The 14,808-nt window shown below is 33.9% G+C and carries 15 protein-coding genes; all 15 read left to right on the top strand.

Annotated features, from left to right (window positions below; translation table 11 throughout):
* The first annotated feature begins 55 nt into the window (after positions 1-55).
* Positions 56-1,369 (top strand): UDP-glucose/GDP-mannose dehydrogenase family protein, encoded by a 1,314-nt coding sequence (locus Q0A18_RS14490; RefSeq protein WP_292010872.1) that lies wholly within the window; start codon positions 56-58, stop codon positions 1,367-1,369.
* 4 nt (positions 1,370-1,373) lie between these two features.
* Positions 1,374-2,453, top strand: a complete 1,080-nt coding sequence (rfbB, locus tag Q0A18_RS14485; protein WP_292010871.1) for a dTDP-glucose 4,6-dehydratase — start codon at positions 1,374-1,376, stop codon at positions 2,451-2,453.
* 14 nt (positions 2,454-2,467) lie between these two features.
* Positions 2,468-3,331 (top strand): glucose-1-phosphate thymidylyltransferase RfbA, encoded by an 864-nt coding sequence (rfbA, locus tag Q0A18_RS14480; protein ID WP_292010870.1) that lies wholly within the window; start codon positions 2,468-2,470, stop codon positions 3,329-3,331.
* Between the two features lie 62 nt (positions 3,332-3,393).
* Positions 3,394-4,581, top strand: a complete 1,188-nt coding sequence (locus Q0A18_RS14475) for a UDP-N-acetylglucosamine 4,6-dehydratase (RefSeq protein ID WP_292010869.1) — start codon at positions 3,394-3,396, stop codon at positions 4,579-4,581.
* Positions 4,582-4,585: 4 nt separating this feature from the next.
* Entirely contained in the window at positions 4,586-5,734 is a 1,149-nt protein-coding gene (locus Q0A18_RS14470; protein ID WP_292010868.1) for a LegC family aminotransferase, read from the top strand.
* Positions 5,734-6,378, top strand: a complete 645-nt coding sequence (locus Q0A18_RS14465; protein ID WP_292010867.1) for an acetyltransferase — start codon at positions 5,734-5,736, stop codon at positions 6,376-6,378. Before Q0A18_RS14470 ends, Q0A18_RS14465 begins: the two co-directional genes overlap by 1 nt.
* Positions 6,375-7,385 (top strand): N-acetylneuraminate synthase, encoded by a 1,011-nt coding sequence (gene neuB, locus Q0A18_RS14460; protein ID WP_292010866.1) that lies wholly within the window; start codon positions 6,375-6,377, stop codon positions 7,383-7,385. Before Q0A18_RS14465 ends, neuB begins: the two co-directional genes overlap by 4 nt.
* On the top strand, positions 7,385-8,536 hold the full coding sequence (gene neuC / locus Q0A18_RS14455; RefSeq protein WP_363315994.1) for a UDP-N-acetylglucosamine 2-epimerase: 1,152 nt from the start codon (positions 7,385-7,387) through the stop codon (positions 8,534-8,536). The genes neuB and neuC overlap by 1 nt, the downstream gene beginning before the upstream one ends.
* Positions 8,529-9,578 carry a nucleotidyltransferase family protein gene (locus Q0A18_RS14450; protein ID WP_292010865.1) on the top strand — a complete coding sequence of 350 codons (1,050 nt, stop codon included), beginning with the start codon at positions 8,529-8,531 and terminating at the stop codon, positions 9,576-9,578. The genes neuC and Q0A18_RS14450 overlap by 8 nt, the downstream gene beginning before the upstream one ends.
* Positions 9,575-10,651, top strand: coding sequence for an N-acetylneuraminate synthase family protein (locus tag Q0A18_RS14445; protein ID WP_292010864.1), 1,077 nt, complete (start codon positions 9,575-9,577; stop codon positions 10,649-10,651). The genes Q0A18_RS14450 and Q0A18_RS14445 overlap by 4 nt, the downstream gene beginning before the upstream one ends.
* A gap of 1 nt (position 10,652) precedes the next feature.
* Positions 10,653-11,459 (top strand): 3-deoxy-manno-octulosonate cytidylyltransferase, encoded by an 807-nt coding sequence (locus Q0A18_RS14440; protein ID WP_292010863.1) that lies wholly within the window; start codon positions 10,653-10,655, stop codon positions 11,457-11,459.
* On the top strand, positions 11,449-11,880 hold the full coding sequence (locus tag Q0A18_RS14435; RefSeq protein WP_292010862.1) for a YhcH/YjgK/YiaL family protein: 432 nt from the start codon (positions 11,449-11,451) through the stop codon (positions 11,878-11,880). Before Q0A18_RS14440 ends, Q0A18_RS14435 begins: the two co-directional genes overlap by 11 nt.
* Positions 11,877-12,500 (top strand): SGNH/GDSL hydrolase family protein, encoded by a 624-nt coding sequence (locus tag Q0A18_RS14430; protein ID WP_292010861.1) that lies wholly within the window; start codon positions 11,877-11,879, stop codon positions 12,498-12,500. Before Q0A18_RS14435 ends, Q0A18_RS14430 begins: the two co-directional genes overlap by 4 nt.
* Before the next feature lie 37 nt (positions 12,501-12,537).
* Positions 12,538-13,380 carry an ABC transporter permease gene (locus Q0A18_RS14425; RefSeq protein WP_292010860.1) on the top strand — a complete coding sequence of 281 codons (843 nt, stop codon included), beginning with the start codon at positions 12,538-12,540 and terminating at the stop codon, positions 13,378-13,380.
* A gap of 22 nt (positions 13,381-13,402) precedes the next feature.
* Positions 13,403-14,635, top strand: a complete 1,233-nt coding sequence (locus Q0A18_RS14420) for an ABC transporter ATP-binding protein (RefSeq protein WP_292010859.1) — start codon at positions 13,403-13,405, stop codon at positions 14,633-14,635.
* Positions 14,636-14,808: the final 173 nt, after the last annotated feature.

Below are 14,808 nucleotides of genomic sequence, written 5' to 3'. Positions count from 1 at the left end.
AGAAGACATTGAAAGTATTTTTATTATTTTTGCTTAAAATTTAAAAACATACATTTTGAATATAACTATTGTAGGAACCGGGTATGTAGGTCTTGTAACAGGAACTACCCTTGCAGAACTTGGTAATTCAGTATACTGTGTTGATATTGATGAAAAGAAAGTAGAAGGCATGAAAAACGGCGTTGTTCCCATATATGAGCCGAATCTTGAAGAGATGTTCTTAAGAAACATTCAGTCTGAAAGATTATTTTTCACAACGGATTTAAAAGAAGCTTTGGATAAAAGCGAAGTAGTTTATTTAGCATTACCAACTCCTCCGGGAGAAGATGGATCTGCTGATTTATCTTATGTATTACAGGTAGCGAACGACATCGGCAACCTCATGACAGACTATAAAGTCATCGTTAACAAAAGTACCGTTCCTGTGGGGACTGCAGATAAAGTAAAAGAGGCTATATCTTCTAAAACAAATATTCCTTTCGATGTAGTATCCAATCCTGAATTTTTACGCGAAGGTTTTGCGGTAGAAGATTCTATGAACCCTTCAAGAGTAGTGGTTGGTGCAAGTTCGGAAAAAGCAAAAGAAATAATGGCTAATATTTATCAGCCATTCACCAATACAGGAATCCCAATTATCTTCATGGATGAAAAATCCTCTGAGCTTACCAAATATGCAGCCAATTCATTCCTTGCGGTAAAAATTACGTTTATGAATGAAATTGCTAATTACTGTGAAAAAGTAGGAGCAGATGTTGATAAGGTAAGGTTAGGAATGGGAAGTGATGACAGAATTGGTCATAGATTTCTATTCCCGGGAATCGGATATGGAGGAAGCTGTTTTCCGAAAGATGTAAAAGCTCTTATCAAATCAGGCAAACAAGAAAATTTTGACTTTCAGATTCTTGAAGCTACTGAAACGGTAAATACAGCTCAAAAAGTTATTCTCGTTTCAGAAATTGAAAAATATTTTGAAGGGAGTCTTGAAGGAAAAACGATTGCTTTGTGGGGATTAGCCTTTAAAGCAAATACGGATGATATCCGTGAGGCTTCTTCTTTAGATAATATTAATCTCCTATTGCAAAAAGGCGCAAAAATTGTAGCCTATGATACTGTAGCTGAAAAAAATGTACAGAAAGTTATCGGAAATAAAATAGAATATGCAAAAACAATGTATGATGCATTAGAAAATGCTGATGCTCTGCTTATTGCTACAGAATGGCCGGAATTCAAAAATCCAAATTTTGAATTGATGGCTAAGAAAATGAAGAACAAAGTTATTTTTGATGGAAGAAATATGTATCCATTAGAAATCCCTGAACAAAATCAATTCTACTATAAAAGTATAGGAAGGAAGACTGTTTCAAAATAAATAGATGAAAAACATAATTATTACCGGGGGAGCCGGATTTATAGGATCACACGTTGTAAGGGAGTTTGTAAAGAACAACCCTGATACAACAATTATTAACCTGGATGCACTGACTTATGCAGGAAATCTCGAAAACCTTAAGGACATTGAAAATGAGCCTAACTATGTTTTTGAGAAAGCTGACATTACGAAACCAGAAGAGTTAAGAAAAGTATTTGAAAAATACAATCCGGATGCTGTTGTACACTTAGCAGCAGAAAGTCATGTAGACAGAAGTATTACAGATCCAATGGCTTTCATCAATACCAATGTAAATGGAACCGCTAATCTTCTTAATTTATGTAAAGAATTCTGGACATTAAATCCCGATCATACTCATGGTAGATTTCCTGATGAAAAAAGGAAAAATCTATTTTATCATGTATCCACTGATGAAGTATATGGAAGTTTAGGAGAAACCGGTTTCTTTTTGGAAACGACATCCTATGATCCCCAATCTCCATACTCAGCTTCCAAAGCAGCTTCTGACCACTTGGTAAGAGCTTATGGAAATACCTATGGGATGCCTTTTATTGTATCTAACTGTTCCAATAACTATGGGCCTAATCACTTTCCTGAGAAACTGATCCCACTGTGTATTTCAAATATTATTAATGAAAGACCTTTACCTATTTATGGTGATGGTAAATATACAAGAGATTGGCTTTTTGTTATTGACCATGCAAGAGCAATTCATCAGATATTCAATGATGCAAAAACAGGAGAAACCTATAATATCGGCGGATTCAATGAGTGGCAGAATATTGATCTTGTAAAAGAATTAATCAAACAGATGGATGCCAAGCTTGGTAAACAGGAAGGGTATTCAGAAAAGCTAATTACATTCGTAAAAGACAGACCCGGGCATGACAAGCGTTATGCTATTGATGCCACTAAACTCAATAAAGATTTAGGATGGAAACCATCTGTAACTTTTGAACAGGGCTTATCAAAAACTATTGACTGGTATCTTGACAATCAGGAATGGCTTGAACACGTAACAAGTGGAGATTATCAGAAATATTACGAAAAACAATATAACTAAATCATAAAACACATATGAAAGGTATTATTCTGGCAGGAGGTTCCGGAACCAGGCTTTATCCCCTTACTATTGCAGTAAGCAAACAATTAATGCCGGTGTACGACAAACCGATGATATACTATCCTCTTTCAACCTTGCTTTTAGCAGGGATTAGAGATGTATTAATTATCACGACACCCCATGATCAGGAAGGATTTATAAAGCTTCTTGGAGACGGATCTCAGATAGGCTGTAACATAGAATATGTAGTACAACCCAGTCCGGATGGACTTGCCCAGGCATTTATTCTGGGAGACAAGTTTATTGGAGATGACTCAGCAGCTCTTGTTTTAGGAGACAACATCTTCTATGGTTCAGAAATGGGGACTCTTTTAAAAAATAAAACCAACCCGGCCGGAGGAGTTGTTTTTGCCTATCATGTCTCAGATCCTGAGAGATATGGTGTTGTGGAATTCAATGATGATTTCAAGGCTGTATCCATTGAAGAGAAGCCTGCAAAACCTAAATCTAATTATGCTGTTCCGGGATTATATTTTTATGATAATGAAGTAGTGGAAATTGCTAAGAATATACAACCGTCAGCAAGAGGTGAACTGGAAATTACAGATGTAAATAATGTTTATCTCAATAGAGGAAAACTGGAAGTGGGAGTTCTTGACCGGGGAACAGCCTGGCTGGATACCGGAACATTTGATTCCCTTCATGATGCTTCAGAGTTTGTAAGTGTAATTGAAAAAAGACAGGGATTTAAAATCGGCTGTATTGAAGAGGTTGCATTCAGAAATAAATTCATTAATGAAGATAAACTATTAGAAGCAGCTACCAAATATGGAAAAAGCGGATATGGAGAATATCTAAGAAAGCTTGTCAACAAATAAACCTGGTTAAAGCCTAAATCCCTCAAGGCTTTATAATGAGTTAAACTGTAAAAACACATTCAATGGACATTCTGAGTTTAATAGGCAGAAACCAGGAGTTATTCCTTACCGACATTTCAGATAAGGAAAAAGAACTTCAGGAAATAATAAAACAATCATCATTTCTGGTTATCGGAGGAGCCGGTTCGATCGGACAGGCCGTTACAAAAGAAATATTTAAAAGAAATCCCCGAAAACTACATGTTGTAGATATTAGTGAAAACAACCTGGTGGAACTCGTAAGAGATCTCAGAAGTTCTTTGGGATACACCGACGGAGATTTCAGAACTTTTGCCCTTGATATAGGATCAGATATTTTTGATGCTTTTATCAAAATGGACGGTCAGTATGATTATACTCTTAATCTTTCTGCTTTAAAACACGTAAGGAGTGAAAAGGATCCGTTTACATTAATGAGAATGATTGATGTAAATATATTCAATACCGAGAAGACCGCTCAGCAATGTATTGAAAATGGAACCAAGAAATATTTCTGTGTCTCTACGGATAAGGCTGCTAATCCCGTTAATATGATGGGGGCATCTAAAAGAATTATGGAAATGTTCTTAATGAGAAAAAGCAGAGATCTTAATATCTCTATGGCAAGGTTTGCCAATGTAGCTTTTTCTGACGGCTCTTTACTTCACGGTTTTAATCAAAGAATACAAAAGCTGCAACCCATTGTAGCTCCAAACGATATTAAAAGGTATTTTGTAATTCCAAAAGAATCGGGAGAACTCTGTTTAATGTCAGCTATATTTGGAGAAAACAGAGATATCTTTTTCCCTAAATTAAGTGAAAACCTTCACCTGATTACATTTGCAGAAATTGCAGAAAAATATCTAAAACAGCTCCAGCTAGAGCCTTACCTCTGTGAAACAGAAGAAGAGGCAAGAAGTAAAACTTCAGAATTAATCAAGCAGAAAAAATGGCCTTGCCTATTCACTAAAAGTGATACTACAGGTGAAAAAGATTTCGAAGAATTCTTTACTGATAAGGAGGTTCTGGATATGGTCCGTTTTGAAAACCTAGGTATTATTAAAAATGAATTAACCGTAGAAGATGATAAGCTTAATATCTTCACTGGGAAGATTAATAAAATGAGGGCCTCAAAAAACTGGAAAAAAGAAGAAATTGTGGATTTATTTAACTATATGATCCCGAATTTCAACCATAAAGAAACAGGTAAATATTTGGATTCTAAAATGTAAGGCTATGGAAAAATACGGTTCTTTAATTGGTTTTATTAGAAAAACCTTTAATTCTGAAGATTTCATCCCTTTACATGCACCTTATTTTGGAGGAAATGAAAAAAAATATCTGAATGAAACTATTGACTCTACCTTTGTATCTTCAGTAGGAGAATTTGTCAATCGTTTTGAAAAAGATATTGCAGAATATACGGGGGCAAAATATGGAATAGCTATCGTTAATGGTACCAATGCCCTGCATATGGCAATGCTGGTTAGTGGAGTAGAACGTAATGATGAAATTCTATCACAATCTCTGACCTTCATTGCTACGGCAAATGCTATTTCCTATATAGGAGCTCAGCCTGTCTTCATTGATGTAGACAAAGACACCATGGGAATGTCTCCGAAAGCTCTTCAAAGTTTTCTGAAAAAGAATGCGAAAAAAGAAACAGACGGGTATACTTACAATCTTACTACAGGAAGAAAAATATCAGCGTGTATCCCTATGCATACATTCGGACTCCCCTGTAGAATTGATGAGATTGATGAAATCTGTAAGGAATGGAATATCATTCTTATTGAAGATGCTGCTGAATCGTTGGGAAGCACCTATAAAGGTCAGCAAACTGGTAGATTTGGAAAAATAGGAACATTCAGTTTTAATGGAAATAAAACGATTACATGCGGCGGTGGTGGTGCATTAATCACTGATGATGAAACTATTGCCAAGAGAGCTAAACACCTTACTACACAGGCTAAAATTCCACATCCGTGGAAGTTTCGTCACGATGAGATAGGCTACAATTACAGAATGCCTAATCTCAATGCAGCACTAGCTTGTGCACAGATGGAACAATTAGACCGTTTTATAAAAAACAAAAGAGAGCTTGCAGAATTATATAAAGGTTTCTTTAAGAATTCCGAAATAGAATTTGTAGAGGAAATAGTTGGAGCTAAAGCAAATTACTGGCTTAATGCCGTCATTTTAGGAAACGAGCAGGAAAGAGATCTTTTTCTTACAGAAACTAATAATGCCGGAGTAATGACACGCCCGATTTGGGATCTTATGAATTCTTTACCTATGTTTGAAAACTGTCAGAATGACGGTTTGGAAAACAGTATATGGTTATCAGAAAGAATTGTAAATTTACCTAGCAGCTTCAGACCTTAATGAAAAAAGAAAAAATTATTTTAATAGGCGGTGGTGGTCACTGCAAATCGTGTATTGATGTTATTGAGTCTTCAAACCTCTATAGCATTCATGGTATACTCGATCTGCCGGAGCTTTTTGGACAAAAAATTTTAGGATATAAAATAATTGGTAATGATAATGAAATAGAGAAGTTTCATAGAGAGGGCTTTTCATTTCTTATCACGTTAGGTCAGATCAAATCTGTTGACAAAAGAAAAAAAATTTTTGATATTTTAGAAAAAATCGGAGCTAAGCAGCCTTATATTATTTCCAATAAAGCAATAGTATCTCAATATGCTGAAATAGAAAAAGGAAGTGTTGTCATGCACGGTGTCATTATCAATGCAGGAGCTAAAGTAGGAAAAAACTGTATCATCAATTCAGGAGCTCTGATAGAGCATGATGCTGAAATAGGAAGCCATACTCATATTTCAACTCATGCTATTGTAAACGGAGATGCTAAAGTAGGAAATGAATGCTTTTTAGGAAGTAATTCTTGTATTTCAAGCCAGGTAAAAATCACTGATAAAATTATCATAGGAACAGGAAGTCTCGTACTTCAAGATATATTTAATGAAGGAACTTATGTGGGAAACCCTGCAAAAAAATTGAAAAATAAATGAAAAATTGCTTGATCATAGCAGAGGCGGGGGTGAATCATAATGGAAATATAGATAATGCCTTCCGATTGATAGACGCAGCCGTAGACGCGGGAGTAGATTATGTTAAATTCCAAACCTTTAAAGCCGAAAATTTGGTATCAAAAAAAGCCAAAAAAGCTGATTATCAAATTGAAAATACTGGTAAGGCTGATGAGTCTCAACTGGAGATGTTAAAAAATTTAGAACTATCCCATGAGCAGCATGAACTTTTAATCGAATATTGCAAAAAGAAAAACATCAATTTCTTTTCTACAGCTTTTGATCTGGATTCGTTAGATTATCTGAAAGAAATAGGACTTAAGTTAGTAAAAATTCCTTCAGGTGAGATTACAAACCTTCCTTATCTAAGAAAAGCGGCAAAGCTTTTTAATGAAGTTATCATATCTACCGGAATGGCAGAAATGAATGAAATAAAAGATGCAATACATATTTTTACTCAAAATGGTATTAGCCTGGAAAAAATCACAGTATTGCATTGTACTACAGAATATCCTACTCCGATGCAAGATGTGAATCTAAAAGCAATGCTCCAGATTCAAAAAGAATTTAATACAACCATTGGTTATTCTGATCATACACTAGGAATAGAAGTTCCTATTGCGGCCACTGCTCTTGGAGCCAAAGTTATTGAAAAACATTTTACTTTAGACCGAAATATGGAAGGTCCTGATCATGCAGCCTCTTTAGAGCCTCATGAACTAAAAACAATGGTCTCTGCTATCAGAAATATTGAAGAAGCTATTTCTGGTGACGGAATCAAAAAACCATCGCCTTCTGAACAAAAAAATATTGCAATTGCAAGAAAAAGCATTGTTGCAAAAAAAGATATTAAAACCGGAGATATTTTTTCAGAAGAAAATATTACTGTAAAGCGTCCTGGCAATGGAGTTTCTCCTATGAAATGGGATGAAGTTATAGGCAAAACAGCCATTAAAGATTTTGAAGAAGATCAATTAATAGAATTATAATGAAAGTTTGTATAGCGACAGGAACCAGAGCAGAATATGGCTTACTGAAACCATTAATTGAAAAAATGGTTTCCGATCCATTTTTTGATCTTAAAATTCTAGTAACGGGTGCTCATCTTTCTCCTGAATTCGGTCTTACCTATAGCCAAATCGAAAAAGACGGATTTACAATAGATGAAAAAGTGGAAATGTTACTTTCTTCCGACACCAGTGAGAGTATTGTAAAATCAATGGGTCTTGCAATGATTGGCTTTGCTGATGCTTTAAAAAGAATCAGTCCTGATTTACTAATTATCTTAGGTGACCGCTACGAAATGCTTTCCCTGGCCTCTTCCTCCCTTATATTCAAAATTCCCATAGCACACATACACGGAGGTGAAATTACTACAGGGGCTTATGATGATGCCATAAGACATGCCATCACAAAAATGTCTCATTATCATTTTACTTCTACAGAAGAATATAAAAACAGAATAATTCAAATGGGTGAAAACCCTGAAAATGTATACAATGTAGGAGCTATTGGATTAGACAATATTGTAAATTTAAAGCTGCTCACAAAAGAAGAATTGGAATCAGAATTAAATATACAATTCAAAAAATACAATTATCAGATCACATTCCATCCTGCAACTTTAGACAAAACTTCTCCTGAAGTACAATTTAATACATTATTAGAAGCTATTGATGAACAAGAAGACAGCTTTTTTATTTTTACCAAAGCTAATGCGGATACCAATGGCAGGATAATCAATTCTTTAATAGATGAATATATTGCCAAAAACCCACACAAATCCAAAGCTTTTTCATCTTTGGGTACTTTGAGGTTTTTATCGGTACTGCAACACTCCAATGCCATTGTCGGAAATAGCTCCAGTGGTATTATTGAAGCACCTTCTCTGAAAATACCTACCATAAATATTGGTCAGCGTCAAAATGGAAGAACTCAGGCTGATACGGTGATCAATGTAGAGGTAAACAAAGAAGAAATAGTAAATGCTTTTGAAAAAGTAAAGGATCCAGAATTTATCAGTAAATTAGATAAGGTTAAAAATCCTTATGGTACAGGAAATACTGCCGGAAAAATTATTGAAATACTCAAAAAAATAAATCCGGATTTTATAAAACATTTTTATAATTTAAATGGATAGCATACAAAAACACATTATTCGCCAAAACCAGTCCGTAAGAGAGGCGCTGATCAGTTTAGACAAACTGGCTTCAGATGCTATCTTATTCGTGGCTGACGAAGAATTAAAACTTATTGGTTCCCTCACTGACGGAGATCTGAGAAGAGGATTTATTAAAGGCCTGGGGTTTGAAGATTCAATTTTAGAATTTATTCAATCTCATCCAAAATTTATTTATGAAAATGAATATGATCCTAATAAACTGGAAAGTTTCAAAAAAAACAATCTCAAAATCATTCCTATTCTTGATAAGGCAGGAAAAATAATTGATATACTGAACTTCAGGACAAAGGCAACTATTATCCCCGCAGATGCCGTTTTAATGGCTGGTGGTGAAGGTAAAAGACTAAGACCTCTCACTGAAAATACCCCAAAGCCTCTCCTTAAGGTTGGTGATAAACCTATTATTGAATATAATATTGATCGTTTGATCAATGTAGGTATAAAAAACATCCATTTAAGCATTAACTATCTGGGTGATCAGCTGGTAGAATACTTTAAGGATGGTGAAGACAAAAACATTCACATAAACTATATCCGTGAGGATATTCCTTTAGGTACCATTGGGTCTGTTTTACTTGCCAAAGAATTTGAGAATGAAGATATCATTGTAATGAACAGTGATTTATTAACCAATATAGATTTTGCTGACTTCTTTAAAACCTATAAAGAATCTGGGGCAGATATGGCCGTCGCTGCTACAAGTTATCATGTAGATGTCCCATATGCAGTACTGGAAACTGATGATTTTCAAAAGGTAAAATCGCTAAAAGAAAAACCGAGATACACTTATTTTTCCAATGCAGGGATATATATTATTAATAAAAAATTATTAAACCTTATACCCCACAATAAAGCATTTGACACAACAGATTTAATGGATAAGGTAATTGAGTTGGATAATAAAATCATAACCTATCCTATTAACGGATATTGGCTTGATATTGGAAAACACGAAGATTTTAAAAAAGCACAAAATGACATTAAACATCTGAAATTATGAATGATACAATAAATAATACACAGAATCCTTATTTTATATTGGAGACAGCCTTTCATCATGAAGGCAATATTGAATTTCTGGAAAGCCTGATTGAATCATTTAAAGATATAAATGCCAACGCAATAAAATTTCATTTACTATTTGATCTTAATGATTATATGGTTGCTAACCATCCTGCTTTGGAAGTATTGCGTAAAATATCTATTCCGCAGGATAAATGGCAGGAAATTTTGGAAAAAACAGTTAATTCCGGAAAAGAGATTATTCTGCTTTGTAATGATATAGAAAGTATGAAGTGGGTAAACAGTATCCAGGATAAGTTCCCTATTTCGGCTATTGAAATTCACTCTACAGGGTTAAATGATATTTTTCTTTTAAATGAAGCATTAAACTTTAAAAAAACAATTATTATAGGAGTAGGCGGTTCTACATTTGATGAAGTTCAATATGCTGTAAACTTTTTAAAAGATAATAACAAAACTGATATCCTTCTTATGCATGGATTCCAGAACTATCCTACCAATTATTCGGACATCAATCTGAAAAGAATGTTATTACTTAAAGAAGCTTTTGGGCTGCCATTGGGATATGCTGATCATACAGATCCGACTGATACCCGAAATGAAATTATAAGTGTACTGCCCATCGTATCGGGCTTTAATATAATAGAAAAACATGTTACCAATGTACCTGGTGAAAAAAGAACAGACGCACAGGCTGCTGTTTCTGTAGAACAGATGAAGGGAATTATTAGTCTTGCACAGGATATTTCAAAGGTAAATGGAGTTAATAATTATGAACTCTCAGATGCCGAAAAAAAATATGGAAATACCGGCCCAATGAAAAAAGCTATGGTAGCAAGACTTCCTATAAAAAAAGGAGAAAAAATAACTCTGGATAAAATAGCATTTAAGCGTACAGAGGTTTCATCTCCCTTATTACAAAAAGACCTCCATAAAGTCATTGACAATATCGCTAAAGAAGATATAGCTCAAGATGAAATATTAAGCTTTGGCAATATCTCTTATGAATTTAAAAAAGATGATTTCGGACAATTTTTTATAAAAAAATAATATGAGAATCGGCTTACTTATCACTGCAAGATTAAAATCTTCAAGACTTCCCTTTAAGCTATTACGGGATCTAAACGGATACAGTATTATAGAACATGTAATAAACCGAAGTAAACATCTGTATGGTGCTGATGAAATTGTACTATGTACTTCTACAAACCCACAGGATAAACCTCTTGTGGATGTGGCCAAAAACAATGATATCTTTTATTACTTAGGTTCAGAAGAAGATGTCTTAAAAAGATTATTGGATGCTGCTATTTTTTTTAACTATGATTATGTTATATGTATCACAGGCGAAAATCCTCTTTACTCTATAGAATATGCTAATCAGATAATAGATAAAGTAAAAAGGGAAAAACCTGATTTCATCACTATTGAAGGATTACCAATAGGATGTGCTGTTTACGCCTTAAATGTGAAAGCTTTAAAAACGATATGTGAGATCAAACAGGAAGTCGACACTGAGATTTGGGGCCCTTTATTTAATAGACCTGAGATTTTTAATATTCAGAAAATCGAGGCAGATAGTTTTTTTACAAGACCTCAGCTTAGATTAACAAATGATTATCCTGAGGACTTTCATTTAATGTCTAAAATATTTAATAATTTTCCTTGCAAAAGTACACCATCACTACATTCAGCATTAGAAATTCTGGATGAAAATCCCGAATTATTACAATTAAATAGTATGAGGGTACAGGCTAGTCTCGATGATGAAACTATCAACAGAATTAATAGTTTTTTCATAGAAAATCATGACAGAATAATTGATTTAAAAAATAAGATTTACAATAATGATATATGATAAATTAGAGAATATCAAAAAATATAATTTTGATTTTGACTTCATTCTTAAAAATTTAGATACCCATAATTTTATTCCTGGGAGATCAGATATTGATTCAGATAATCAATTCGTAATAGGATTGGAATATGAAACAAAAAATGAGGAGGATGCTATATGGGAAGCTCATCGAAAATATCTGGATATTCATGTAGTACTGGAAGGAAAAGAATTTGTGCATATTTCAGATATCAAAAACATGACATCTACAAAAGAATATGAACCTGATTATGAATTATTTGAAGGACCAAAAGAGCATATTATTCTTTTAGAACCGGGAACTTTTTTAGTATTATTTCCAAATGAAGTCCATAAGACATCTGTTCATACAGGAAACAAAAACCTGATCAGAAAAAAAGTTTTCAAAAGTTTAATTGTATGATAAATAAAGTTCTGGTCATTTCAGATTCACTCGCCCTCGCCCGCGATATTCCTGAACTGACTTTGTTCGAAGAAACGTGGCCCGAGCTCTTAAAAAAAGAAGGGCTTCAGATAGATCAGATATCTATTGGAGGGGCAACTTCGACTGATTTACTGAAGCAGGCTTATTATCATAAATTATTCAATCCTGATATTGTATTTGTCCAGGTAGGAATCGTAGATTGTGCTCCCAGGTTCGCAACCAGATTTGAAGTAGATTTTCTAACCAGACTCCCAGTGATTGGCAAGAAAATTCTAAAAAAAATGAATACCCCCAAAGTTCGGAACCGCCGACAGATAAGTTATGTAAATGAAAAACAATTTTCACAAAACCTTTTAGATATTAAAAGGTCTTTTAATTGTCCTACCTTTTTTTTAACAATACTTCCGGCTTCCAAAGATTATGAAATATTAGTTCCGGGAGTTATCGATAAAATAAACAGATATAATAAAGTGATAAAATCATATGACTTTATCGACTTGGAAGAAATTCCTCAGAACCATATTATGTCCGATCATCATCATCTTAATAAATTGGGGCATGAGTTTATTTTCAACAAAATGCTTCCTCTAATTAAATAGAAAATTACATGTATCTTTGCAAAAAATTTAAAACACAATGAATGACAATATAAAAATTTATGAACCCAGTAATAGAAACAAAGGCTTTTTCTCTCTTATCAGAGAAATGTTTTCTGATCTTTTTATTTCAAGGGATCTGGCTTATCGTCTATTCATACGAGATAAAAAAGCAGAATACAGGCAGTCTATATTCGGAATTCTTTGGGCTTTTTTCACTCCCCTAGCAACTACTGTGACTTGGATATTTCTGAGTTCTTCAGGAGCTGTTAAAATAGAGGGAACCAATATTCCCTATCCCGTTTTTGTATTTTTAGGGACTATGCTTTGGTCTTCTTTCGTAGAAAGTCTCACCATGCCCCTACAGCAAACTCAAAGTACAAAAGAAATATTGGCAAAAGTAAACTTCCCAAAAGAATCTATACTTCTTTCGGGCTTTTATAAGATAATTTTTAATACTGTTATTAAAGTTGCTCTTATTGCGGCTATTTTACTTTTCTATGGAATAAAAGTAGACTCGGGAGTATTCCTGTTTCCTTTTATTTTATTATTAATGCTCTTTTTCGGATATTCTATAGGACTACTTCTTACTCCTATTGGAATGCTTTACAAAGATATAGGACGAGGAATTCCATTGGTAGCTTCCTTTGCCATGTATCTTTCACCTGTAGTATACAAAGGAGGAGGAACGGGTAAATTAGCCCGAATAATAGAATTGAATCCAATGACTCCACTGATCAACTCCTGCAGAAATCTTCTTACAGGAGAATATTTGGATAATCCTTTTTATCTTCTAATTATTCTTATAGTCTCCTTACTCTTATTTTGCATAGGATGGTTATTTTATAGGATAGCTATACCTGTTATAATTGAAAGAATGTAATAACTCTTTATTTTAAGAAAAAATGTCAGAAAGTTTAGTAATTGTTGATGGTGTTTCCAAAAAATTCTGTAAACAACTCAATAAAAGTTTATTATATGGGGTTCAGGATTTAATAACAGGGGTTATTGGAAATTCAAAAGAAAGAAACCTTAGAGATGCCGAATTTTGGGCAGTAGACAATATTAGTTTTGAATTAAAAAGAGGTGAGTGTCTCGGTCTTCTGGGGCATAATGGTGCAGGAAAGAGCACACTTCTTAAGGTTCTTAACGGCTTGATTCTTCCTGATAGAGGAAGAGTTGAAATGCGTGGAAGAGTGAATGCCCTCATTGAACTGGGAGCTGGATTTAATCCCATTCTTACCGGAAGAGAAAACATTTATAATAACGCTTCTGTTTTAGGGATTTCTAAGACAGAAACAGATAAAAGGCTGGATGAAATTATTGCTTTTTCAGAATTAGAAGAATTTATAGATACACCGGTACAGTATTATAGTTCTGGTATGAAAGTAAGACTGGGGTTTTCTGTAGCGGCCCATATGGAACCTGATATTCTTATTCTTGACGAAGTTCTGGCTGTAGGAGATGCAGGATTCAGAATCAAATCATTCAATAAGATGATGGAACTTATGAAAAACTGTGCTGTACTTTTTGTAAGCCACTCCATGCCGAATGTTGCAAGGGTATGCAATAAAGTAATGTACATGGATCATGGGCAAAATCTTTACTTTGGAGATGACACCCATAAAGGCATTGAAATGTATTTTGACAAATTCGATAGTGAAACCTCATATATTGAAACTAATATCGCAGGGGATTTTGAAAATTTCAAAGTCAATGGGATGGATACTCAAGATTCAATAGTAATAGCTCAATATGGTAAAGAGTTTAGCTTGGAATTTGATGCTGTAATTAATGATTCTACTGTAAAGAACTTTTATGCAGGTATACAAATTACAGATAAAGATTTAAAAAGTGTCGCCATACACTTTACTAATAAATTTCACAAAAATTTTGTTAATGAAGGAAGAAATCATATTAAGCTTTCCTTCCCTGACCTAGAATTGATAGATGGTGAATATGCGGTTACTTACTTTGTGGCTACCAATGATGATGGTCCTGAAAATCAATACAGATACCTCATTTTTTACAGGAATTATGTTAAATTTAAAGTGTTAGGACTCAATGATAGTCCCTATACATCCGTATTTATGAAAGGAAAAGTCTATCAAAACGGGATAGAAATTGAGAATAAGTAATGAAACATGTTTTTTTTGTTCATAGTCAGATCACAAGTCTCTTAACCCGCGAGATAATAATTTCCAAGAAATTGGAAAAAAAGAACTGTGCGATTATCACTCTTGACATCTATGAAAAAAACATTAATCAAAATTATTTCAGAGATATTCAGATTCATAGTTTTCCCTACAGT

Source organism: Chryseobacterium sp. (assembly GCF_022712095.1).
In the GTDB taxonomy this organism is placed as follows: domain Bacteria; phylum Bacteroidota; class Bacteroidia; order Flavobacteriales; family Weeksellaceae; genus Chryseobacterium.
This window is presented reverse-complemented; position numbering and strand designations above follow the sequence as displayed.